The sequence below is a fragment of the Francisella-like endosymbiont genome (genome assembly GCF_003069505.1).
Classification (GTDB): Bacteria; Pseudomonadota; Gammaproteobacteria; order Francisellales; family Francisellaceae; genus Francisella.
This window is the reverse complement of the sequence record NZ_QAPC01000002.1, coordinates 35,799-59,676: the sequence shown is the minus strand read 5'-3', so window position 1 is coordinate 59,676 and position 23,878 is coordinate 35,799. Positions and strand designations below refer to the sequence as shown.

Below are 23,878 nucleotides of genomic sequence, written 5' to 3'. Positions count from 1 at the left end.
CTTATAGTTTATTACGAAAATCTGCCCTATAAGGTGAATATGTAAAAACTAAACTGTCACGATTATGTACTTTAACTAGCTTTGAGTGTAGATTAGAGCTTGTTGATGTTTTTTCATGATATTTATTCCATAAATTTTTTTGATAAGAGTCAGCACAACCTGTTAGTATAATAGTATATTAGATAGAATTATGATTTTTTTTAGCATAATTGAAAATGATGTATTAATATATAAATTTAAACTAATCAAAATATATTCTATCAGATTAAATCAAACAACAGAGATCTAATTGCGATTTTACTTATTATTTTTTAAACTGCAGCTTTAAATTTTTACTATGTACTTATAAATAAGTATAGTTAATCTAAATAAGTTTTTTATTTTATATGACCAACTTTGTGAATGATAGTTGATTTTCATTAGTAGAGTTAATGGTGGTGATAGCCGTAATTGCTATAATTTCTTTTATAGCTATACCGATGTATTCAAATTATCAAGTTAGAGTAAAGCTTTCTAGAGCAGATATTACAGCTCGAAGTATATATTAATGAAATCACTAATTATACATATGAAAGTGGAGAATTTCCTGATGAAGATTCTGAGTTTTTGGGATGTGTAGAAATAAATAAAGACAATTTTATACAAGTATGTAAAGAGAGAGCTGATGCACAGAATGCAACTGTCAAAGTTTATGTTGAAACAAATTTGGTACCTGATGTTGTGATCCATACTATCAGTATAATTTAATGCTGACTGATTAAATATTTTAATTTAGAAGTATAAATTATTGAGTATTAAAAAGTTATCAGTTTTAATGGGGGGTGTTTTTCTAAATATTTATTTTTTTAATGCTATAAACTTGAAATAAATAAAATAGCAGGAAATATTCCTAGTAATATGGTTTACAGGTATTTCTAATTAACAAAATGCTTTAACAGAGTATCTCCTTCATCACCACATCTATTCCATCTAATCCTTTACTATAATAGAAACTACGACAACTGGAAATATGTGGGGTATTTTATGTTCAGGTCCTAGACCTGCAACGAGATCAATTCTTCCAGATTGAAGCAAGGGATGTTTAACAGGTGATAATGGTATCTTACTGTTGACTTTTAGAGGAGATAATCAAAGAGTAACTTCAAGAACCATTCTTAGTGATGGCAATGAGTATGATATAATAAATGAGCCTGATAGTGATTATGTTTATATTCAAAGAAATAATTCAGAAAGGTTAGGAAATCAAACTAATCCCGAAGTTGTATCAATTATCGAAGATTTTTTTAATGAAAAAGGTGATTTTATCGCCGGGGTTGGTCAAGGTTCTGCAATGTGTGATAGTTATTCGTGTGATGAGGATATTGCAGGTTTTTGGAGTAAGTTGTGTATAGTACCATAAATATTATAGAATCTTTTATTTTCTTTATTTTCTCTAAAAACCATTTATCAAGAGAGATTATACAATTACTATATTTGATCGATTGATAATTACCACTTTTATAAATTGAACTAATATTAGAACAAAGACTATTACGATATTTTTTGAAATTTTTAATATAATGGTTTTGTACATTATTTAGTTTTGTATCATATTATTTGCATTTGTGACTTTAAACACGCATTTATTTTATAAGTATTGCTATTACAAACTTTATTTGCAAATACTAGAGAATAGGGAAGGTTACTAAAATCGTAAGTATTGTTTTTTCATGGTTTTTAATCCTTATAAGATTTATATTTCTAATATATAGCTATCTGAATCAATAAATTCATCAATTTTATTTTTTTCTGTAGTTGTTATAAAAACTTGTGATTTAAGTTTTTTAAGATAGTTAAATAATGTTTGTGTATGAGTATTATCAAGTTCAGAAGTTATATCATCTATCAGATAAATACATTTATTATTATTTTCAGAGTTATGAATTTCTCCTTCTGCTAATTTTAGTGCACAAATAAGTAATTTTTGTTGTCCACGCGAGAAAGTATCTTGGATAGGTTTATGATCTACAGCTAGAACTATATCAGCTTTATGTGGACCATGATTAGTGACTTTATATTTATTGTCATAATTAAAAGATTCTTCTAGCACTTGAGATAGATCTTTATGTAAATTCCAGCCTCGAAAATATTCTATATCTAGCTTTAGTTCAGGATTAAACTTAGCTAGAATTTCATAGACTTTAGGCTTGAGTTTAGCAAAATATGTTTGTCTTTTATAGTCAAGTATTTCAGCAAACTCATAGAGTTTTTTATCTATACTGAGTATATAGTTATATGGATAGTTCTGTTTTAAGGCTGAGTTTCTTTGTTTTACGAGAAATTTGCTTTGTTGCCATATTTTAAAAAAAGTTTTATCAAGATAAAAAGCTCCCCAGTCGAGCATTTTACATCTTTGTTGTGCTCCAGAGTTGATGATATTAAAACTCTCAGGGTTTATTAGTTGTATAGGAAGATTACGCGTTATTTCAGTATGATTTTTTTGTATCTCTGAATTTAGTTTCGAAATATTATTACTATTTTTTTTGCGTGATAGCGATATGGTTATTTCATCTGGGTTATAAGCTTTTGTGTAGAGTATAAACTCGTCACAATTATGATTTATTATTCTATTTAACTGTGAGCTACGAAATGAGCGACTATGTGATAAAAAGTATATCGATTCAAGGATTGATGTTTTACCTGAGCCATTTTTACCAACTATAAAATTTATACTTTTTTTAAAGTCAAAGCTTTTAAAAGATATATTTCTAAAATTTTGTAAGCGTAAGTTAGATATATACATTTTTTAGATAAATTCTAAGCTAATATTGTAAATTTGTTGTTTAGTATAGCAGGATTTAGCTGATAAATATTGCTTAATAGCTCAAAAATCTTAGGGATATTTTCTGGAGTATTGATATTATCACTACTATTGTAGAGCTATATATCTGGTGAGTCTGTTTCTAAAACAATATTTTGTAGCCCAATTTTTTGTAGAGTCTGTTTGAGTTTTAATTTTGTATGCGAGATTATTCCCCAATTCCTAATTTAAAACCGAGATCTAGTTAATATCTAGCTGGTTAAAGTTTTGTAGTAGTTTTTGACGAGTTTTATCAAAAATATCAAAATCTAAGTAACAATGCGTATCAATAAACATCGATGTCTAGTTAAATTCTTTAGGTTATTAAGTTATAATATAACCCAATATATTATAAGAATAATACTTTTCGTCATCCTAAACTTTCTTATTGAGTGAGTATAGATGAAGTACAGAATCTCATATAACCTATATTTATTGTGAGATTTTGGAATAAACTCAGCATGATGTTGAGATAGTATTAACAAGAAAATAAACATTTATCTATAAGGTTTGTAAATGAGTAAAGTTACAAAAGATTTTTTATTTGAGTTAGGTACAGAAGAGCTACCACCAAAAGCACTAAGAAATTTAGCTCATTCTTTATTAGACAGTGTAGAAAGTCAGCTAAAAGAGGCAAAAGTTAGTTTTGGTGATACTAAATGGTTTGCTTCACCAAGAAGGCTATCTTTTATAGTCAAAGATTTAGCAGAGTCTCAAGAAGATATAGTAATTGAAAAGCAAGGACCATTGGTAAGTATTGCCTATAAGGATGGTGAACCTACTCAAGTAGGTTTAGGCTTTGCAAATTCTTGTGGAGTTGATCTTGATCAATTAGATAGAATTGAAACTCCAAAAGGTGTCAAGCTTTTCTATAAAACTACACAATCTGGTCAATTAACAGTTTCTCTATTACAAGAAATTATCATCAAAGCACTTAAACAATTACCAATTCCAAAGATGATGCGTTGGGGAGATTCTGATGTTGAGTTTGTAAGACCAGTACATTGGGTCTTAGCACTATATGGTAATGATATTGTTGATATCGAAATTTTAGGGCATAAAGCTGCTAATATTACTTATGGACATAGATTCCATCATCCACAAGCTATAGTAATTGATAATATTAGTGATTATGTCAAACTACTAGCTGATGTCATGGTGCTTGTAGATTGGGATCAGCGTAAGCAAATGTTGGTTAAGCAATCTAAAGATATTGCCAAAGAAAATAATTATCAGGTAGTTTTAGATGATGATCTAGTCGAAGAAGTTTGTGCTATAGTTGAGTATCCAAATGCAATGCTATGCAGTTTTAGTAAAGATTTCTTGAGAGTTCCACAAGAGGCTTTAATATCTTCTATGGAAGAGCATCAAAAATGTTTTGCTCTTTTGGATAAACAGGGTGATTTAGTCGCTAATTTTATTACAATTTCAAATATTCAAAGTAAAAAGCCGGAACTGGTAACATCAGGTAATCAAAAGGTAATGAATGCTAGGTTAGCAGATGCTACATTTTTCTATGATACCGATTTAAAGACACCTTTAGAACAACTACTACCTAAACTTGAGCATGTAACTTTCCAAAGTAAACTTGGCAATATGTATCAAAAAGCTCAAAGAATAGCTAATACAGCACAAAAGTTAGCAGAGCTAAGTAATTTTGATTCACAAAAAGCATATAGAGCGGGGCTTTTAGCAAAGGCTGACCTAGTTTCAAATATGGTGTTTGAATTTACAGATTTACAAGGAATTATCGGTAAATACTATGCAAAAGCTCATGGTGAAACAGAGACAGTAGCAGAGGCAATAGAGCAACAATATTGGCCAAAGTATTCTGGAGCAGAGTTGCCAAAAACTGATGTTGCTGCATGTGTTGCTTTAGCTGAGAAATTAGATACCTTAGTCGGTATATTTGGTATTGGTCAGAAACCAACAGGTAACAAAGATCCATTTGCGCTAAGAAGATCAGCAATAGGTATCTTACGTATATTAAGAGATACAAGTGTTGATATATCTCTAGAAAAGGTTATTGATATAATTCTAGAAAGTTATAAAAAAGTTAATAATTTAGAATTTAAAGCTGATGTAAAAACAAAAGTAATATCTTTTTGTATAGATAGACTCAAAAATCTCTATAAAGAAGAGGGTGTTGCTGTAGATATTTTTGCAGCTATTAATAATACTAAATATGATTCAATTAAGGATTTTGCTGCGAGGGTGCAAGCTGTAACTAAGTTCTATAATTCAGATAAAGCTCAGAGTCTAATAGCTTCAAATAAGCGTGTAACTAATATTCTTAGTAAGAATGCTACAGATAAAGCTTACTATTATGATATTGAACTTGCTAAATCAGTGGGTAATGAATATGAGTTAGCACTTGCTTATAGTATCGAAGAAGTTGTTCCTGATTTTGATAAGTATCTCAATAATCGAGAATATGGTTATGCTTTAGAATTATTAACTTGTCTTGATAAAGTAATTAGTGAGTTTTTTGAAAATGTAATGGTAATTGATGAAAATATCAAGATAAGAGAAAATAGAATTGCATTGCTTGCAAATTTGCGTAAGATGTTTATTGGAGCTGCTGATATCTCTAAACTTTAATCTAAAAATATTTATTTCATTATGTTGTTTAGAGCCAAAAACTGGCTTTTATAGTGATGACTTTTGCCGTACAATAATCATGATCTCATGTCGTATGTGCAATAATGACACAGGAGTTTTTAGAATATACCGCATCTAGAGGTAATGATTTATCGACACCGAATCCTTTTTTTGATTTTACTGGTCTTAAGCCGGGAGGTAAATGGTTTTTGTGTGCTCTGTGATGGTTAGAAGCATATCAAAATGGTGTTGCTCTAGAGGCTGTGCTTGAATTAACCCATTAATCAGCTCTTGATGTAATCAAAAAAGAGTATCTATTTGAGAAGGCTTATTTTAATGCAAATGCGTAGATAAGAGTTGAGCTAAAAACAACATTACCACATAGCACAAACATTGTTAAAGTGTAGATTAGAGCATTATCTAGATCTAAGCTATTAAATATTATTAAAGTAATGAAGCTTAGAATGATTAACACGCCACTATAATATAAGAATTTTAATTGTTGTACTCTGCTTGAGTATTTCTTTATGAATATATTTGCAAAAATAGTACTAACACAACATAAGCCATAATATAAACAATACCAGAAAGAGCCAGTTGCATAATCACCGATATATCAAAGCTGATAATGATATATATAAATAATGCTGCAAAAATAGTGCCAATAGTAACAGTTGCTAACATAAAACTAGGATTGGTTAGATGTTGGAAGTAGCTAGGGATTAGTTTTTAGTAGACTTGATTTTCTATCTTTGTGTTTTAAAGTTTCTTCAATTAAGCATGCACAGATAAGCATAACCACACGATAAATAGTGAGAAAATGAAATGTACTTTGCCATATGTGAGTTAGCTTAGTTAGGATAATACCAATTATTGGTGCTTCGATAGGAGCAATTAGCAATATTATGATTATAGATACAAGTAGTAAGCTGGTAAGTTTAACGACTTTGTAGCAATCGTGCGCAATTGAAAAAGCAATTACAGCACCTACACAGTCAGATAAGCCTTAAAGTAGACACATAATCTCAAGCATCTTAAAGTTATAGCTATAAGAGCACAGTACTTATAATATAAATAATACTTCCAATGATTATAACTTTCTTGCGACCATATTTATCAGATATAGCCTCCCAGAACAGCATACCAAAAGAGAAGCCAATAAAGTAGGTTGCAAAAGTTGTCAGAACTGTACTATTACTGATATCAAAACTACCAGCTATTAAGGGAATCGCTGGCGCATAGGTGTTTACAGCTAGAGGCGGTAAGGCAGCAAATTATGCCAAAATTATAGGAAATAGTTTAGAATTTTAGTTATAAGTTTCATAGATCTAAATTGTAGTTTGAATAATTTTATTTTGTGCTATCAACAGTATATACTCTTTTAATTTTTTGCCAACTATTTCGTATCTCCAACCAGTAAGGAGTTTGTTATTTGTGTAGTTAATATCAATACTTAGATTATATGCTAGTAAGCGAATATCTTTTCTTGAGGCAATTATACTAGAATCAAACTTAAGTTGCTTAGTATGTGTATCAAAAAAATCAACTATCTTATCATTTAATTCTGTAGATAATTTACCACCACTCTTTTGTTCTAGGATTACTTGATCTAAGCTTTTAGTTGAGCTAAGTGCTGTAATAACACCTTTTTTAATCCAAGGTTTTAATCTTTTTAGCTCATCGTGGTCAAAAGAGCTAATAGATTTAGGGTTTATACGAGCTATCGTATATAAGATTTTATTATTAAAAATAAACCTTACAGGAATATTTTTTTCTTGAGCGATCATTTCACGCCATTGTGCTATTAAAATAGCGTTTTTTTGAGTTTTTTCATCAAATTTTTGGATATTACCTATTTTGGTATGGATACTTTCAATAGAGTTAAATTGTGCTTTTTGTACTTCAATTAGTTCTTGCTCAAAAAAATCTTGATATTGACTTTTAGCTAGTTGTTGTTGCAAATACTCTTTTAGTTGTATGAGATATTCAACATCTTTGATAGCATAGTTAATTTGCTTTTGTGTTAGTGGTCTATTGTGCCAATCTGAAAACTGAGATTCTTTTTCCATTTCAATACCTAAAATTTCTTTCAGAAGAGTTTTTAGAGACAATTGTGTTTGAAAACCAAGAAAGGCAGCTGCAAGTTGTGTATCAAAAATATTATTCACTTCACAGTTAAAGAACCTTTTGATAATAGGAATATCATTAGTTGCCGAGTGGATTATTTTTTGGATATCCTTATCCGTAAAAATGTCCTTTAACTTACTAAAGTCTAGTTCTTTAAGTGTATCTATTAAGAATATCTCATTTTCAGTCGCTATCTGTACTAGACAAAGCTCAGGATAGTATGTACGCATCCAGTAAAATTCAGTATCTATAGCTAGCCGAGATGTGTTTCTAAGAATTTCTATCACATCATTTAATTGCTTATTTGTATTAATTATCATCGTTTTTTTAGTTAAAATATTTATAGAAATTTAAACTTATCTATTTAGTTAGTATAAAAGTTTATATATGTTAACATTTTTCATAAAATCAGTGTTTAATAAAATTAGATGATTTCAGATAATTCTAAAGATTTTGATTTAAAAAGCTTTTTAGCTAATTTAACTACGCATTCTGGTGTTTATCGGATGCTTGATAAGCATGGTGAGATAATTTATGTTGGTAAGGCAAAAAATCTTAAAAATCGTGTTAATAGTTATTTCTCTAAAGGAGCTAAAGATAGTAAAATTATAATAATGGTAGAGCAGGTAGCTCGAATTGAGATAACTATTACCCCTAGCGATTATGAAGCATATTTGTTAGAAAATAGTCTCATCAAGCAACATCGCCCTAAGTATAATATCTTTTTTAAAGATGATAAAAGTTATCCATATTTAGTGATTTCTCGTAATAAGTTTCCGCGTGTATTTTTTTATCGTGGTAAATCTGCATATAAAAAAGGACAATGTTTTGGACCTTATGTTTTGATATCATCAGTTAAAAATACACTAAATATTATCCAAAAAATCTTTCCAATACGTCAGTGCAAAAATTCATATTATAAGTCTAGAGTTAGACCCTGTTTACAATACCAAATCAAACGCTGCTTAGCACCATGTGTAGGTTTGATTTCTCAACAACAATATGATGAACAGTTAGTGATACTAAAAAAGTTTTTAGCTGGTAAATTTAGTACTGTTTTAGAAGAAATCTCTGAAAAGATGTATCAAGCTTCTGAAAACATGGAATATGAAAAAGCTCAAGTTTATCGTGATCAATTAGTGGTATTGCGTAAATTACAACAACAACAAATAGTTGATATTCAAGCAGATAAAACTTTTGATGTAATTGGTATATATATGCAGGATAACTATGCAAGTATAACTTTATTACAGATTCAAAATGGTAATGTCGTTGCAGATAGACACTGGAGTATAGATGCAAAAGGACAAGATAAAACCTCAATAATGCATGCTTTTTTATCACATTTTTACTTAGGTGATGAGACCCGTAATATTTGGCCTAAGAATATAATCCTATCAAAAGTAGATTTTACGGATATTACAGATCTTATGAATAGTATTTCACAAAAAATTGGTCAAGTTATAAATTGGATAGTCGTCCCAGCAGCTGATAATCTCAAGTGGCTGAAGTTAGCCGAGGTAAATGCTCGACAAAAGCTAAATACCTATACAAATTTAAAATCACAATATCAAAAGCGTTTGGAATCTCTAAAAGAATTTCTTAAACTAGAAAAAGATATTAAGCGTATTGAATGTTTTGATATTTCTCATTTTCAAGGTGAAGCAACAGTAGCATCATGTGTAGTATATACAGATGAAGGCGAAGATCGTAAATTTCATCGTAGATATAATATTAAAGATATTAAAGGTAGTGATGATTATGCAGCGATTTATCAGTCAGTATCTCGTCGTGTTAGTTATGGATTAGAGACAAATAATCTACCAGATGTAATAATAATTGATGGTGGTAAAGGTCAAATTCATCAAGCAGAGATAGTTTTTAGGGAATTTGGAATCCAAGATAAAGTTCAGCTTGTCAGTTTAGGTAAGGGTGTTGAGCGTATAAGTGGTAAAGAAAAAATCTATAAAGGTTTTGATGATACTGAATATACATTAGATGAGCATCATCCAGGATTTCTATTGTTACGCCAAGTTAGAGACTCTGCCCATAATCATGCTATCAAAGGTCAGCGTAAAAAAGTAAGCTCAAATAGACAGTCATCAATTATAGAGGAAATTGAAGGAGTTGGACCAAAACGCCGTAAAGCTTTAATGATGTATTTAGGTGGTTGGCAAGAATTATCCAGAGCATCTGTTGATGAGATTGCCAAAGTTAAAGGAATTAGTAAAAAGTTAGCCCAAGAAATTTGGAAATGTTTCCATTAAAAAATTAAATTATAGCTAATTAATACTGTAGAATTTTGGTATTTCAAAAAATATAAAGTCTAAAAATGACTAAAAAAAGCTTGTTATTTATTATTTTAGGAATAATATCGATATTCTTTTGCTACTTCTTTGTTGATAGACACATAGTATGGCTTTTGCACGAGTATAATTCAAGGCAATACACCTTCATGAGATTTTTTTCTGATGATATGTTTTTTTCTTAAACATGTCAATTTTTGTATTTTACATATATTATTTTATTAAGCTTTTATACAAAAAAGTATCTGCTTTTGATGCAAAGTTTTTGTTAGTGCGAATGCTGTACTTACAGGTCAATTTATCAAAGAAATATTAAAAGGTATTTGTGGTAGGTATTGGACAGAAACATTTAAGAATTATAATTCTTCATTAGTCAGAGATAATCTTTATGGCTTTAACTGGTTTAAGTTTAATGGTGATTATGCTTCTTTTCCTTTTAGTCATGCTACATTTATATTTTCATTTAGCGTTAGTATGTGGATTTTATTTCCTAAATATAAGTGGCTTAGGTTTATTAGCATTTTTAGTGCTAATTACACAACTACTGCAATATTTTCACTTTGCTAGTGATCTAATTGCTGGAGCTATGCTAGGCTCAATCATTGGTTACTATACTGCTTTGACATATCAACAAAAGAGTTAATTTTTTTTAAAACCATAGGTTTTAAAAAAGTAATAGTTATAAAATATCATTATGTTAGAATTATTACAAATATTTAATTTTAATGATTTTATACAAAATATGGGTGGAAAAAAGACAAATTAAAGCAGTATCACTTATTTCTGGTGGTCTTGGCTTAATGTTAGCAACAAAAATGATGCTTGATCAAGGCATTCATGTTGAGGGAGTAAATTTTTTTACTGGTTTCTTGCAAATATGAATTCATGTTTAGATTGTAAGATTTTTATGGTGCGTAAAGCTAAAGAATGGGCTAGGAAAAACGATTTTGATTTTATAATTGCTGGTGAGGTTATTGGTCAAAGATCAATATCACAACGCAAAATAACTATGCCTGTAGTCCAAAAACAATCTGGTATTGATGATTTACTTCTTAGACCTTTAAGTGCTAAAAACCTACCAGAAACAAAACCAGAAAGAGAAGGCTGAATTGATAGATCTAAGCTAATGGGAATTACAGATAGAGGTAGAAGAGATCAGATGAGAATAGCACGTGAATGGGGTATAAAAGACTATGCTTCTCCTCCTAAGGGTTGTTGTTTCCTTACTGATAAACAGTACTCTGATAAATTAGTTGATTTATGGCAAGCGCGTAGTTTAAAAGAGTATGAGTCTGATGATATTAGCTTCTTAAGATTGGTAGACATATTAGCTTTAAGCTTTATTTATAAACTTATAATTGGTCGTAAAGAGAGTGAAAATAATTATTTAAACGGTTACAAAAATCAATTTATAAGTGTCTATTGCTCATTACATATAGGTCCTTTGACTTTGATAGATGGTGGTTTGACAAAAATGATGAGCAATACACAACACAAGTCTTAGGTAGATTTACACAAGGCAACTATGGTATTTAACTATCTAGATAACTATCTAGATGGTACGAGTAAAGAAGTCACTGTCAAGCCTATACTGATGAGATTAAAAAGGAGTGGTATATAATAAATACAGCAGTTAAACTTAGAAAGGCTTCTTTGTCGGATGCCAGTTATCAAAACACAGAATGCTCTAAGAAGGGGAGCAATTAAAAGTAGTTTGTACTGATCCTGGTACTATGCATGATATCCCAGCATGGTGTAAGGTAAATGATTATATACTTGTCAAAGCAGAGCAAGTAACAGATAAATATGAATTTATAATAGAGGTGAAATAGTGGATCATTCAGTTTTAAATGTGTTGGTTTGTCCAATTTGCAAATCAAATTTACATTATGATAAAGAAAATCAAGTTTTAGTATGTAAAGCGGATAAACTAGCTTATCCAATTCGCGGGAATATTCCAGTAATGTTAGTTGAAGAAGCTAAAAAGCTAACTCTTGAAGAGGTGAAAAAATATGACTAATATCCATATTGTAATTCCAGCAAGGCTTAAATCAACTCGTCTACCAAATAAGATGCTAGCTGATATTGCTGGTAAGCCAATGATTCAGAGAGTCTATGAACAAGTAGCCAAATCAAAGTTTGATAGTATAATAATAGCTACAGATTCCCAAGAAATAAAAGATGTAGCTGAGAGTTTTGGTGCAAAAGTAGCTTTGACAAGGGCTGATCATGAGTCAGGTACAGATAGAATAGCAGAAGCCGTTAGTAAATTAGGTTTTGCTGATGAAGATATTGTTGTAAATGTCCAAGGTGACGAGCCTTTGATACTTGTTGAGAATATTGAGCAAGTGGTACAGTTATTGATAGATAAACCAGAAGCAGTAGTCTCAACATTGTGTGAAAAAATCACTGATGTAGAAGATATTTATAATCCTAACAATGTTAAAGTAGTTTTTGACAAAAATAATTATGTTTTATATTTTAGTAGAGCATCTATTCCTTTTGAGAGAGGTTTTTCTGAGGATCAGCAAGTTAGTATTTCAGAGTTTTTTAGACATATTGGTATATATACATATCGAGTGGCTTTTCTAAAGCATTATGCTGAACTTACAGTTTCACCAATTGAAAAATACGAAGCATTAGAGCAACTTAGAGTTCTATATAATGGCTATAAGATTGCAATAGCTCAATCATCTAAATCAACTCCAGCAGGTGTTGATACACCGCAAGATTTAGAAAAAATAAGGAGATTTTTAAATGTTTAAATTAGATCCTCGCTTAGCAGCTGATACTTTTGAAGTTTGTGAGCACCTAGACTGTAAAATTCTAGTAGTAAATAACTCTATCGTACCTTGGTTTATAGTTGTACCTTTTACAGATAGAACAGAGTGGTATCAGCTTGTTGATCCTGTTCAATACAATATAAATATTATTATCAATAAACTCTCTAGATTTATATTTAAAGAATACCATGTTGATAAGTTAAATATAGCTACTATAGGTAATGTTGTTAAGCAAATGCACCTACATGTAGTAGGGCGTTTCGAAAATGATCCATCTTGGCCAGCTCCTGTATGGGGGAATATCCAATCTAAACCATATACACAGCAAAAAAATAATCTACTAGAAAAAGTTAGAAAAATATTTTAAATTTTATGAGTATCTTGACAAGCTTTTGAAATATAAAATACTGGTTTTATATTAAATTTTTCTCTAAGTAGCTAAAGTAGCTAGTATAGTCTTTAGAAGCTTGGTAGATAAAAGATGTACTGTCGAACCACTAAAACCATCATCAGTCATTCTAGCATCATAAATTCCAGCAAAGTTTTGAGATAACTTAACTAGGTAATCACGTTCATCACAGCTGACCTTATAATCATTTTTTAGTGAATTATGCGACTGATAAATTAGCTTACCTAGCTTTTGCCAATCTTTAGCTGCTATTGCTTTAGTAACTTCTTTCACTCTTTGATTTTCTATAAATATATGTAATGCTAATTTATAATCTTCTTCAGAGAGTTAACTTTTATACGCTCTAGTTTTTATATATCCAGCTCACGCAGAGATTTTATCTTATGAAATATAGTATATTTTCACAAACTTGGTGGCGCTTATTGTAGGCAGAATCTGCTAAATTATACTTAATATTGGTATCACAAATTAGTACTGATAGATTATCAAGCTCAAAAAAGCTATTATCACAATGATGATTATTATAATCAATCATTGTTGCAGCATTTTGCTGTGAAAACAAACAAGCCATTTGATCCATAAGCTCACATTTTGTACTAATGTATTGATGCTCTACTTTTTGTGCAATCTTAGCAAGATCAAGTTTAGAGATGTTTAGTTAATAGATTTTATTATAAGCAGGTATTTAGTGAGGTAGATGATGAAATCACTAAAAATATAAATATTTGCTCCTTTAATATCACTACAGAAATCTTGCTTGATGATATTTATAGTTCCTTTTATATAGTTTTGCCAAGTATTAGTTAGTTCTTGCATAATTTTATTTGTATCAAAATAATGCAGAATCATAAAGATTTTTACTATATACATTGACAATGTTATCATCCCTAGTTGCGATAGATATAAAAGTACCTTTATTGATAGCAAATAGTATTACAAAACCATTGTTATAGTCGGTGGTGTGCTCACCTATTAAATTGATTTGACTTGGCGAAAAAATACTTCAGGATTAAACGATTGGTTAAATTATCTTTGATACAGTCCATCATAATTATAACTCTCTTAAAACTTGTGCTGCTAACTCTGGAGTAATATCTCTTTGCGATTCTCCAAGCATTTCAAAACCAACCATAAATTTCTTGACTGTTACTGAACGGAGCAGAGGTGGATAGAAGTATGCATGAAGGCAAGTAGTCGCACTCTGTAGCATTTATTGAGCTATGCTAGCCCATAGAGTATGGGAAAGAAGTATCAAATAGTTTATCATATTTTACTAACAATACTTTTAGAGCATTAGCTAGAGATTTTTTTGCTGATTATTTAAATGATTTAGATGTAAGAATTTAAATTTTGGAAGCAATAAAGCCTCATAAGGCCATGTTGCCCAAAACGGTACAACAATTAATCAATCATCTTTTTAATAAACAAATTCTATTTTTCTCATTAATCTCGCGATTTACATAATCAAGCAGCATAATTGATTTGTGTTTTTGAAAGTATTCCAATTGTGTTTGATGTTCTTTTTGAGCTTCTGTTGGTAAGAAATCATAAGCCCAGATTTGGCCCATATGGATGAGAGTTGGAGCAACCCATAATCGAGTCTTTATTCTCAAAAACTTGTACCCATTGATATTTTTTACTTAATTCTGCTACTTCAGTTGCTCATAAATCAACTACTCTAGTGGTATCATCTTATTGCATTGATGCCATTGTTAGATTATGTTTTGCAGAGAAGCAAATAACTTTAGCAATGCCAGTAGAACTACTTAGCTGAAATAAATCATCATTTATCTCAAGGTTTTTGTCTATTTTTTCTTTAGATTAAAGCAGAAAAATCATTCTCAAATACAAAAGTTTCTTTAAACTCAGGTAACTTCTCCATTAGCTCAAGTGTTAGTCGGACAAAGATAACACTTGTCACCATACTCTGGGAGAGTATTTTTTTGAGTCTATTCAGACTGACCTTGCCATGGTCTATTAAGCCTATGAGGTGATACCAAAATCTACTCATTAGTTAAGATACTCTTACGACGATTCGAGAATTTGAGCTGTAATATTGTAGCTGAAATATTCATTTATAAATCAAAAAATAGTTGTTTTGTATTTTGAGTATAGTATAATCATAAATGCTGGAACTATTAGCTAAATTGATGTAGGAATTTTTGTATGCAAAATGAAAAAAATTTTGTAGTCATTCGCGTGGCTATAATAGCAACACTTGCTAGGTTGCTTTTTGGTATGGATATTGGTTATGTTAACGGCTTGCTGCATTGCATATCAGAAACATTTGGTTTAAGTATTGAGTAAAATGGTTATGTCTCAAGTGTATCGCTGCTTAGAGCTGCTTGTGGGGCGTTATTTAGTGGTTTTTTATCAAAGCAGTATGGGACGTAGAAAAGTACTTCTAATTGCAGCTACTATTTTTTCTATTTTTACAATAGTCGGAATTTTGGTATCTAGCTATCAAATTTTTATTAGCTCAAGATTCATTTTAGGTATTGCGGTAAGGATTGTTTCATTTATTGCACCTTTATATTTATTAGAAATTGCTCTAAAAGAGTTTAGAGGTGCTTTGATTGCTTTATACCAATTAATGATAACTATTGGTTTATTTTTGGTTCTTTTAACCAATTCAGCTTTAGAAAGTACAGGTTCTTGGAGGATTATGCTTGCAGTATTGGCAATTTCTTCAGTGATAATGTTCTTTAGATGTTTAACATTGCCTGGAAGTCCAAGATGGCTTGTTTTAAAAGGTAATGATGAGGCTGTTATTGTTCTTAAAAAAATAAGATCGAGCGAAGTAGAAGCACTAGACGAGCATAACGAAATTAAACAAACAACACATAGAGGTGTTAGTGTTTTTTCTTTGCTTAAGCAAAAGTTTTTTATAAAAGTCTTATTTTTAGGTATAGCTTTGCAAGCATCCAACAGTTCACCGACATGAATGCTTTTATGTATTACTCAACAGATATCTTTAAATTAGCAGGATTTACTAATCCTTCAACATCGACAATAGTGATTGGTTTACTTAATATGCTGACAACCTTTTTGGCAATTAAGTATATCGATAAATTTGGGTGTAAGCCAATTTTTAAACTTATTGATAATCTCGTGTATCGTTATTGGCTTTATCTTTAAAACACACTTTGTCTATGGCCAAGCAATGGTTTTATCACAAACATTACAATGGACTGCTTTGATATTTTGTTTGTTATTTATCTTTGGTTTTGCGATATCTTGGATAGTTTTTATATTATTTGTTAAGCTTTTGTTCCTGAAACAAAAGGTATTAGCTTAGAGAAAATAGAAGATAACCTTATCGCTGGCAAATCTTTAGCAAAAATTGGTCGCTAACAAACAATCTATAAATAAATGGTGGGAGAATATGGAAGTACAAAAAGAATATAAAAGAATAGTATATCTAATTGCTACAATAGCTGCATTAGGTGGTTTGCTATTTGGACTAGATCAAGGATTTATTGCAAACGCAGGTGAAACACTTGATCATATTTATAATATTGCTCCAGGCAGTATTACAGAAGGTAAATTTAACTCTATTTTAGCTTATGGCGGTATTTTAGGTACAATTTGTAGTGGTTTTTTCTCCCGTTATTTTTGTAGAAAAAATACTTTATTAATAGCAGGGTTCTCATTCCTTATTGGAGCATTAGTTTCTTCACTTTTACCACCACTAAATATACTTACAGTATGTAGGTTTATTCTTGGCTTTGGGGTTGGCTTAGCTTCATTTGCAACACCATTATATCTAGCAGAGACAGCTCCAAAAGAAATAAGAGGATCAATATCTTCATTATTCCAGTTAATGATTACGTTTGGTATATTTTTAATATGTTTGGTAAATGTTGTCATAGTTGAGTTAGCGGGACATACTAGAGTATCGTTGACTTTGATGTTTAGTGTTATTACTATTTTTGCAGCATTGATGTTTGTTGGTTGTTTCTTTTTACCTAAGAGCCCAAAATGGTTGATGATGAAAGATAGAGGAGGAGAGGCTAGAGAGGTATTAAAAAGATTAAGAAATCAAGATCAAATTGACAAAGAAATACAAGAAATAAGTCAGTTAAATCATCAAAAATCACACTCTGTTAAGCAAGTATTAAGTAAGAGCTTTTTCTGGAAAATACTTATAGTCGGTGTAGTAATTCAGATGTTCCAACAATTAGTTGGTATCAATGCGATGATATATTATGCACCAAGCTTTTTAGAAGGAGCTGGTTTAAATATTATCTTAGCTGGTTTAGCAGTATTTTTTGTTAACTTTTTATCTACATTCCCAGCAATTCGTTGGGTTGAGAAATGGGGTAGAAAAAAGCTCCTAACTGTTGGAGCTACAATCATGACAATGACTCTTTTAGTTGTAGCCCTATGCTTTTATGCTATTGATGTAGTTGGTGTAAGCTCGAAATTACCTAAGTATATATTATTGATTGCATGCCTATTATATATTTTTGGCTTTGCATGCTCATGGGGGCCAGTTGCTTGGATTTTATGTTCTGAGATATTTCCACAAAATATACGTGAATTTGGTATGACTATTACAACTATTGTTAACTGGACATTCGTATGGATAGTTGTAGCATACTCAAATGTGATAATGGAAGCAGGAGTTTGGGGTAAACCAATGATATTTGTTAGTTATGCTCTTTTCTGTATCATTGCAATAATATTCTTAAAGCTTTTTGTTCCTGAAACAAAAGGTATTAGCTTAGAGAAAATAGAAGATAACCTTATTTCAGGTAAAAAATTACGTAATTTAGGCCAATAGCCGCTCTTTAATAAAGTTGTATATTTACACTAAATAATGTATCCTTAGGAGTGTAATTAGTAATAGTTAAATCCAAAAATAAGGAACTATAATTATGAAAGCTTCAGGTAGGCATTTGCTAGTACAGTCAGAATCTGAATGTCAACAAATCAAAAAAGATATAACTGAAGGTAAAATAACTCTTGAAAAAGCAGCTAGAAAGCATTCTCTATGTCCATCTGGAGCTAGAGGCGGTGATCTAGGGACTTTCTCTCAAGGACAAATGGTTCCTGAGTTTGATAGAGTTATATTCAACGATGAATTACATAAAGTTCATGGTCCAGTACAGACTCAATTTGGTTACCATCTATTAGAAATTACATCTCGCGGATAATTTAAATTTCTCATAATTTTCAAATTATTTAATAAAATTTCTCATACAAAAATTTACGGACAAAATGAATTCTGAAACTAAAAAAGATTTTAGTCAGCTTGGGCTAAGTCAAGGTATTGTAGGTACTGTTATTAAATTAGGATATGAAAATCCTACACCAATTCAACAGTATGCTATTCCATATATCTTATCGGGTAGAGATGTGCTAGGACAAGCACAAACGGGTACGGGTAAAACTGCAGCATTTGCATTACCATTGATAAATAACATTGATTTAAAATCTAAAGATAAATCGCCACAAGTTTTGGTATTAGCTCCTACTAGAGAATTAGCTATCCAAGTTGCAGAGCAATTTGAAGCATTTGCCAAAAATGTACCAAATTTAGATGTTGCTTGTATCTATGGTGGCCAAGAATACGGTTCACAAATTAGAGCACTTAAAAAAGGGATCAAAGTAGTAGTGGGCACTACAGGGCGTGTCATGGATCATATTGAAAAAGGTACGCTAGAGCTTGATAACCTAAGAGCACTAGTCTTAGATGAAGCTGATGAAATGCTTAGAATGGGCTTTATTGATGATGTTAGATTTGTCTTAAGTCATATTTCTGATCAGTGCCAAAGATTACTTTTCTCAGCAACAATCCCAGCTGATATTGCTGACATTATCGAAGAGTACCTAAGAAATCCTTGTAAGATACAAGTAAAAACTAAGACAAAAACTGCCAACACAGTGACACAAAAATTTGTCGTAATCAAAGGCTTTAGAAAGATAGATGCTTTAGATAGATTGCTTGAGACAGAAGAAACTGATGGTGTTATTATCTTTGTTAAGACTAAAACTAGCACTATCGAAGTTGCGGATAACTTAAAGGCGCTCGGCTACAAAGTAACTGCTATAAATGGTGATATGCAACAATCGCAGCGTGAATATATTGTTGATCAATTTAGAAGTGCTAAATCAGATATTCTCGTTGCTACAGATGTAGTAGCTAGAGGTATAGATCTTGAGCGTATTAGCCATGTGATTAACTATGATATGCCTAATGATACAGATACTTATATACATAGAATTGGGCGTACAGGTAGAGCAGGGCGTGAAGGTACATCAATTTCTTTAGTGTCACTCAAAGAAATGAGATTCTTGCGTACTCTTGAGAGATTTACAGGCTCGCCAATCCAGGAAGTATTTATACCAAGTGCCAAAGATTTAGCCCAAAGTAGGGTAGAACACTTTAAAGCTAGAATAATCTCAGCATTAGATAAAAATAAATCTTTAGATAAATATAAAGAGATTATTACTGAGATTCGTGAGCAGTTAGAGCTTGATTTAGATGAGCTTTTGGCTGTACTTGCACTACTAGCGCAAGGTAAGAAAACTTTCTTCCCAAGAGAGATTCAAGCTAAAGAAGAAAAGCCAGTCAGTGATAATAGAAATTCTAGAGATGTTAGAAAAAATGAAAGATTTCAACGTAGAAATAAACAAGGTGATAGAGTTAGGCGTTTTGATAGAGCAGATAGAAAATCGCGTCATATTGTAAATATTGATTTAACTACTTATAAGTTAGATGTTGGTCGTGATAATGATGTTCAACCGAGAAATATCGTCGGAGCTATAGCTAATGAAGGTAATATTGACAGTAAACATATCTGTAATATCTCTATTCAAAAAGATTATACATTAGTTGATTTACCATCTAACCTTTCACCAAAAGTGATAAATCACCTTAAAAAAGTCTGGGTTGCAGGTAAAAAATTAAATCTTACTGTACAATAAACTTATTAAATTTTTTCTTATAAGTTTAAATAGTTAATTTCTAGGATATTATTTTGTTTACCACTCTAAAGTTGTATAATTCATTGAATTAAACTATTTAATTATAATTTTTACAAATGAGTAACTATATCTTTATAGTTTCTGCGCCATCTGGTGCTGGTAAAAGTTCTTTATTAAAAGCTTTTTTAGCCACTAAAGTAGGCAAAGAGAACTTTGCTGTAGCAACATCTCATACTACTAGAGAGCCTCGTGCTGGCGAGATTAATGGTAGAGAGTATTATTTTGTGACAATCGCTGAATTTGAACAATTGCTTAGTCAAGATGGATTTATCGAATATGCTAAAGTTTTCAAAAACTATTATGGTACATCAAAGGCTGAGATTGATAGATTACTTGCAGCTGGTAAGAATATTATCCTTGAGATTGACTGGCAAGGTGCGCAACAGACACGCGCTATTTATGGTGATAGAGCTAAGAGTATGTTTATATTACCACCATCATTAGATGAGTTAAGAAAACGTTTAGAAAAAAGAAATACAGATTCTAAAGAAACTATGGATTATCGTATGGAGCAAGCACAATCAGAAATTTCGCATGCTGATGGATATGATTGTCAGTTGGTTAATTATGATTTTAGTCAGTCATTAGAACAATTATGTAAATATTTCGAAGAAAATATCCAAAGTTAAAAACTAAGGAGAATATTTGGATGTTAAATCAAAAACTTATAAAAGATAAAATATCACAAGCTAGACAAAATCTACCTATTTGAAAATAAAAGATACTGAAAAACAAAAATATATGCAGGAAATTCAAGAGTTATTAGAACGGAATAATGCTTGTTTGGTAGTACAATATTATGTTGATGCAGAAATTCAAGAACTAGCTTAGAAAACTGATGGGTTCGTCGGTGATTCGCTTGCTATGGCTAAGTTTGGTTTATAAAGTAACTGTGATACTCTACTAGTAGTTGCAGGTGTTAGGTTTATAGGTGATTCTGCAAAGGTTCTTAGTCCTGAAAAAAAAGTACTAATGCCAACTTTGGAAGCAGAATGGTTATTAGATTTAAGTTGTAATAATAGTGAATTTGAAAGATTTATAGCGGCTCAGCCTGATAGAGAGAAGTAGTTGTATATGTCAATATTTTCGCAGAGATTAAAGCCTTAGCTGATTGGACTGTTACTTCTTCAAATGCTTTGGAGATTTGTTCTTATTTGCATAAGTAAGGTAAAAAGATTCTTTGGGAGCCAGATAGATTTTTTTGGTGATTGGATTGCTAAGCAAACTGGTGCGGATATGCTACTGTATAATGGTAGTTGTATTGTGCATGAAGAGTTTAAAGTTCAAGCTCTAGATGATTTAATGCTTGAGCATCCAGATACTGCAGTTTTAGTACATCCTGAATCTACGGCAGAGATTATCAACAGAGCTGATACAGTTGGTTCAACATCTCAATTAATAGCAGCAAGCCAAAAGCTTAACAATACAAAATTTATTGTTGCTATAGATACTGGTGTATTCATATAAAATGAAACAGCTATCGCCACATAGAGAGTTTATTCCAGCACCTACTGCTGGTTGTGGCGCAAATTGTCAATCATTTACAAATATCCATGATGTCGATGGATGAGACTAAATCAGCTTAAAAATTTAAAAGAATGCTTAATCAATCAGACTAATGATATATTTTTTGATAAAGAGGGGGTGCTTACTCTATTAAACGGAATGATAAATTTTTAGGAAATAATATGTCTGATGTGATGTTAAATACTAATCAAATTAGTAAAATTCCCGATAGTGTTATCACAAGGTTAGTTAGAGAGTCTTTAGCAGAAGATATAGCAACTGTGGAGATATTACACACAGCTAGCTGAAAATGTTGATACTACAGCATTTTGTATCACTAGAGAAGATATGATCTTATATGATCAAGATTTTGCTAATGAAGTAATTAATCAGTTTGATAAAAGTATATAGATAACTTGGTTATATAAATAATGCTCAAAGAGTACCAGCTAATGCAAAAATTTTTGAACTTAAGGATAATGCTCGAAACATCTTAACAGCAGAAAGAACGATGTTAAATTTTATCCAAATGCTTTCTGCTACTGCTACAGCGGCAAATAAATTAGTCAAATTAATTTCTCAATATAAGACAAAGCTACTTGATACATGCAATACTATCCCAGGATTTCGCTTAGCACAAAAATATGCGGTTAGGTGTGGTGATTGGTTTTAATCATTGTATTGGTTTATTTGATACTTATTTAATCAAAGAAAATCATATTCCCTCAGCTGGTTGTATTGCCAAAGCTGTTGCTAAGGCAAAAAAATCAGATAGTAGTAAAGTTGTTGAAGTCGAAGTTACAAACTTAGATGAATTAAACCAAGCGATAGCTACTAGAGTAGGTATTGTAATGCTTGATAATTTTAGCAGTGCAGATATTGATATAGCTGTGAGTGTCGCTAGAAGTAAAGTAGCATTAGAAGTCTCTAGAGATATAGACAGTAAATCTATAGTTGTTATGGCTAAAACTGGCGTTAATTTTATTTCTGTTGAGGCAATTATTAAACATATCAAAGACTATCCTAGTAGAGCAGTTATTACAAGCTTATATAAGAACCTTAATAACTTTAAAAATATCAATATTTATACCGAACATAATGTTATAGTATAGAGTTAATAAAAAAGATAATAACTGTATCAGGCTGTATAGTTATGATAGTAAATATCAAATTACTAAATTTATTACAAAAAAGTCATACCTGCTTCAGGTGGTGCCTCAGGATTATATAAGTATGTAACTAATGCTACAGCTGAGTAGTGGTAGTGTGATGATTATAGTTTATGATATTGGTTGCCAGCTTGAGAATCTAGAGTTTATTCAATTTCATCCTACTTATTTTTTTGCTCAAAATGGAGTACTTATTTTGATCTCAGAAGCTATCCGTGGCAGTGGTGCTGTGCTAGAGACTAAAAGGTATCAGAATTATGAAGTCAGTTCATTAGCTGCAAGATTTAGCTCGTAGAGATATTGTGTTGTTAGACAGATATATATAAATGTGCAGGTTGGTAGAGATATTTACCTTAATGCGACACATTTAAATACAAGTCAATGGCAGCAAAAATTTCCATATATTTATGAGAAATTATTTGATAATAATATCAATCCAGCTAATAATAGAATCCCAGTCTCTCCAGCTTTATACTATAGTTATGGCGGTATTAGTGTAGATAATAATTCTCAGACTAGTATTGCTAGTTTGTATACTGTAGGTGAGGTTGTCTGTATTGTCTTACATGGTGTTAATGGGTTAGCAAATAGCTCATTATTAGAGTGTATTGTCTATGCTTTAGCAGCTAGTAAGGAGATTTTAGCTAATATAGATGATAGCTTTATTGAGTGTAATCAAAAACTAAAATTATTTAACTCAAGTAGTGATTATTTACAACAACTAAATCAGATACGCCAACTAATGTGGGATAATGTTGGTTTGGTCAGAAGCCAAGCAGGACTTAGTAAAGCATATCAGCAGCTACAACTATTAGAACAATCAATAAAGTACGGACACAGTATTAGCAAACTATTACTATAAACTTGAAGCTTATAGAAAAATAGTTAAGCTAGCTAAATTAATACTTGAATAAGCTATCAAATGCAAACAAAGTGTTGGTAGTCATTTTTTAATTTTAAAAGAGATACGATGATAGATAATATTTTTTGATACCAAAAGTTGTTTTAATAACCATCTTGATGGCAGTTTGCGTGTAGATACTATTATCGAACTTGCTGCTAACATAATATTAAACTTTCAAAGTATACGCTAGATGAGCTTTTAGAGTGGTTCTATAATGAGTTTTCATCGAAAAATTTTGATA

17 protein-coding genes and 12 pseudogenes are annotated in these 23,878 nt (G+C 30.9%); 21 read left to right on the top strand and 8 right to left on the bottom strand.

Annotation, left to right across the window (positions count from 1 at the left end):
* Position 1 precedes the first annotated feature (1 nt).
* Positions 2-207 (bottom strand): annotated as a pseudogene (locus tag C9379_RS04385) (hypothetical protein).
* Positions 208-413: 206 nt separating this feature from the next.
* Here C9379_RS04385 and C9379_RS04380 point away from each other — a divergent pair.
* Both C9379_RS04380 and C9379_RS04375 read left to right on the top strand, forming a co-directional pair.
* A pseudogene (locus C9379_RS04380) lies at positions 414-761 on the top strand (pilin); the annotation flags it as partial.
* A 347-nt stretch (positions 762-1,108) separates the two neighbouring features.
* The gene (locus C9379_RS04375) at positions 1,109-1,399 is read left to right on the top strand and encodes a hypothetical protein (protein WP_143384683.1); all 291 of its coding nucleotides are present in this window, start codon (positions 1,109-1,111) and stop codon (positions 1,397-1,399) included.
* Positions 1,400-1,421: 22 nt separating this feature from the next.
* Here the strand turns inward: C9379_RS04375 and C9379_RS04370 are convergent.
* The 3 genes and pseudogenes from C9379_RS04370 to C9379_RS04360 all read right to left on the bottom strand — a co-directional run.
* Positions 1,422-1,671 (bottom strand): annotated as a pseudogene (locus tag C9379_RS04370) (lysozyme inhibitor LprI family protein); the annotation flags it as partial.
* A 61-nt stretch (positions 1,672-1,732) separates the two neighbouring features.
* Positions 1,733-2,782 (bottom strand): DNA replication/repair protein RecF, encoded by a 1,050-nt coding sequence (recF, locus tag C9379_RS04365; protein ID WP_143384684.1) that lies wholly within the window; start codon positions 2,780-2,782, stop codon positions 1,733-1,735.
* A 3-nt stretch (positions 2,783-2,785) separates the two neighbouring features.
* Positions 2,786-3,044, bottom strand: a pseudogene (locus tag C9379_RS04360) (TatD family hydrolase); the annotation flags it as partial.
* 311 nt (positions 3,045-3,355) lie between these two features.
* Here C9379_RS04360 and glyS point away from each other — a divergent pair.
* Both glyS and C9379_RS04350 read left to right on the top strand, forming a co-directional pair.
* Complete coding sequence (glyS, locus tag C9379_RS04355; protein ID WP_143384685.1) at positions 3,356-5,440, top strand: glycine--tRNA ligase subunit beta; 2,085 nt, start codon at positions 3,356-3,358, stop codon at positions 5,438-5,440.
* Positions 5,421-5,790: pseudogene (locus tag C9379_RS04350) on the top strand (DUF2237 family protein). The gene glyS and the pseudogene C9379_RS04350 overlap by 20 nt, the downstream one beginning before the upstream one ends.
* Here C9379_RS04350 and C9379_RS04345 read toward each other — a convergent pair.
* Positions 5,775-6,764: pseudogene (locus C9379_RS04345) on the bottom strand (MFS transporter); the annotation flags it as partial. The pseudogenes C9379_RS04350 and C9379_RS04345 sit on opposite strands and share 16 nt — an antisense overlap.
* A gap of 4 nt (positions 6,765-6,768) precedes the next feature.
* A complete protein-coding gene (locus tag C9379_RS04340; protein ID WP_143384686.1) occupies positions 6,769-7,887 on the bottom strand; it encodes a ribonuclease D in 1,119 nt (372 codons plus the stop codon).
* A gap of 108 nt (positions 7,888-7,995) precedes the next feature.
* Here C9379_RS04340 and uvrC point away from each other — a divergent pair, with 108 nt between their 5' ends.
* The 9 genes from uvrC to C9379_RS04295 all read left to right on the top strand — a co-directional run bounded on the left by uvrC (position 7,996) and on the right by C9379_RS04295 (position 13,023).
* Positions 7,996-9,834: an excinuclease ABC subunit UvrC gene (gene uvrC, locus C9379_RS04335; protein ID WP_143384687.1), complete on the top strand. Its 1,839-nt coding sequence runs from the start codon at positions 7,996-7,998 to the stop codon at positions 9,832-9,834.
* A gap of 427 nt (positions 9,835-10,261) precedes the next feature.
* Positions 10,262-10,516: a hypothetical protein gene (locus tag C9379_RS04330; protein ID WP_343377531.1), complete on the top strand. Its 255-nt coding sequence runs from the start codon at positions 10,262-10,264 to the stop codon at positions 10,514-10,516.
* Positions 10,517-10,619: 103 nt separating this feature from the next.
* On the top strand, positions 10,620-10,754 hold the full coding sequence (locus C9379_RS04325) for a hypothetical protein (protein ID WP_318263267.1): 135 nt from the start codon (positions 10,620-10,622) through the stop codon (positions 10,752-10,754).
* Complete coding sequence (locus C9379_RS04320; RefSeq protein WP_318263268.1) at positions 10,751-10,981, top strand: adenine nucleotide alpha hydrolase family protein; 231 nt, start codon at positions 10,751-10,753, stop codon at positions 10,979-10,981. The genes C9379_RS04325 and C9379_RS04320 overlap by 4 nt, the downstream gene beginning before the upstream one ends.
* 18 nt (positions 10,982-10,999) lie before the next feature.
* A complete protein-coding gene (locus tag C9379_RS04315; RefSeq protein WP_318263269.1) occupies positions 11,000-11,377 on the top strand; it encodes a hypothetical protein in 378 nt (125 codons plus the stop codon).
* 229 nt (positions 11,378-11,606) lie between these two features.
* Positions 11,607-11,705 carry a sulfurtransferase TusA family protein gene (locus C9379_RS04310; RefSeq protein WP_318263270.1) on the top strand — a complete coding sequence of 33 codons (99 nt, stop codon included), beginning with the start codon at positions 11,607-11,609 and terminating at the stop codon, positions 11,703-11,705.
* A complete protein-coding gene (locus tag C9379_RS04305) occupies positions 11,705-11,893 on the top strand; it encodes a Trm112 family protein (protein ID WP_143384688.1) in 189 nt (62 codons plus the stop codon). Before C9379_RS04310 ends, C9379_RS04305 begins: the two co-directional genes overlap by 1 nt.
* Entirely contained in the window at positions 11,886-12,638 is a 753-nt protein-coding gene (gene kdsB / locus C9379_RS04300; RefSeq protein WP_143384689.1) for a 3-deoxy-manno-octulosonate cytidylyltransferase, read from the top strand. The genes C9379_RS04305 and kdsB overlap by 8 nt, the downstream gene beginning before the upstream one ends.
* Positions 12,631-13,023: an HIT domain-containing protein gene (locus tag C9379_RS04295; protein WP_143384690.1), complete on the top strand. Its 393-nt coding sequence runs from the start codon at positions 12,631-12,633 to the stop codon at positions 13,021-13,023. Before kdsB ends, C9379_RS04295 begins: the two co-directional genes overlap by 8 nt.
* On the opposite strand, the pseudogene C9379_RS04290 reads toward C9379_RS04295, so the two are convergent.
* Together C9379_RS04290 and C9379_RS04285 are read right to left on the bottom strand one after the other, a co-directional pair.
* Positions 13,020-14,114 (bottom strand): annotated as a pseudogene (locus tag C9379_RS04290) (galactokinase). The gene C9379_RS04295 and the pseudogene C9379_RS04290 overlap by 4 nt on opposite strands.
* Before the next feature lie 2 nt (positions 14,115-14,116).
* Positions 14,117-15,068 (bottom strand): annotated as a pseudogene (locus tag C9379_RS04285) (UDP-glucose--hexose-1-phosphate uridylyltransferase).
* A gap of 163 nt (positions 15,069-15,231) precedes the next feature.
* Between C9379_RS04285 and C9379_RS04280 the strand changes: the two are divergent.
* The 8 genes and pseudogenes from C9379_RS04280 (at position 15,232) to C9379_RS04245 (ending at position 23,595) form a co-directional block, all read left to right on the top strand.
* Positions 15,232-16,419, top strand: a pseudogene (locus C9379_RS04280) (MFS transporter).
* A 31-nt stretch (positions 16,420-16,450) separates the two neighbouring features.
* On the top strand, positions 16,451-17,851 hold the full coding sequence (locus C9379_RS04275) for a sugar porter family MFS transporter (protein WP_143384691.1): 1,401 nt from the start codon (positions 16,451-16,453) through the stop codon (positions 17,849-17,851).
* 94 nt (positions 17,852-17,945) lie between these two features.
* Positions 17,946-18,224 (top strand): peptidylprolyl isomerase, encoded by a 279-nt coding sequence (locus C9379_RS04270; RefSeq protein WP_143384692.1) that lies wholly within the window; start codon positions 17,946-17,948, stop codon positions 18,222-18,224.
* A 64-nt stretch (positions 18,225-18,288) separates the two neighbouring features.
* A complete protein-coding gene (locus C9379_RS04265) occupies positions 18,289-19,998 on the top strand; it encodes a DEAD/DEAH box helicase (protein WP_143384693.1) in 1,710 nt (569 codons plus the stop codon).
* Positions 19,999-20,114: 116 nt separating this feature from the next.
* Entirely contained in the window at positions 20,115-20,687 is a 573-nt protein-coding gene (gene gmk / locus C9379_RS04260) for a guanylate kinase (RefSeq protein WP_143384694.1), read from the top strand.
* Between the two features lie 20 nt (positions 20,688-20,707).
* A pseudogene (gene nadA, locus C9379_RS04255) lies at positions 20,708-21,738 on the top strand (quinolinate synthase NadA).
* A gap of 8 nt (positions 21,739-21,746) precedes the next feature.
* Positions 21,747-22,580, top strand: a pseudogene (gene nadC / locus C9379_RS04250) (carboxylating nicotinate-nucleotide diphosphorylase); the annotation flags it as partial.
* Between the two features lie 226 nt (positions 22,581-22,806).
* Positions 22,807-23,595: pseudogene (locus C9379_RS04245) on the top strand (FAD-binding protein).
* Positions 23,596-23,878: the final 283 nt, after the last annotated feature.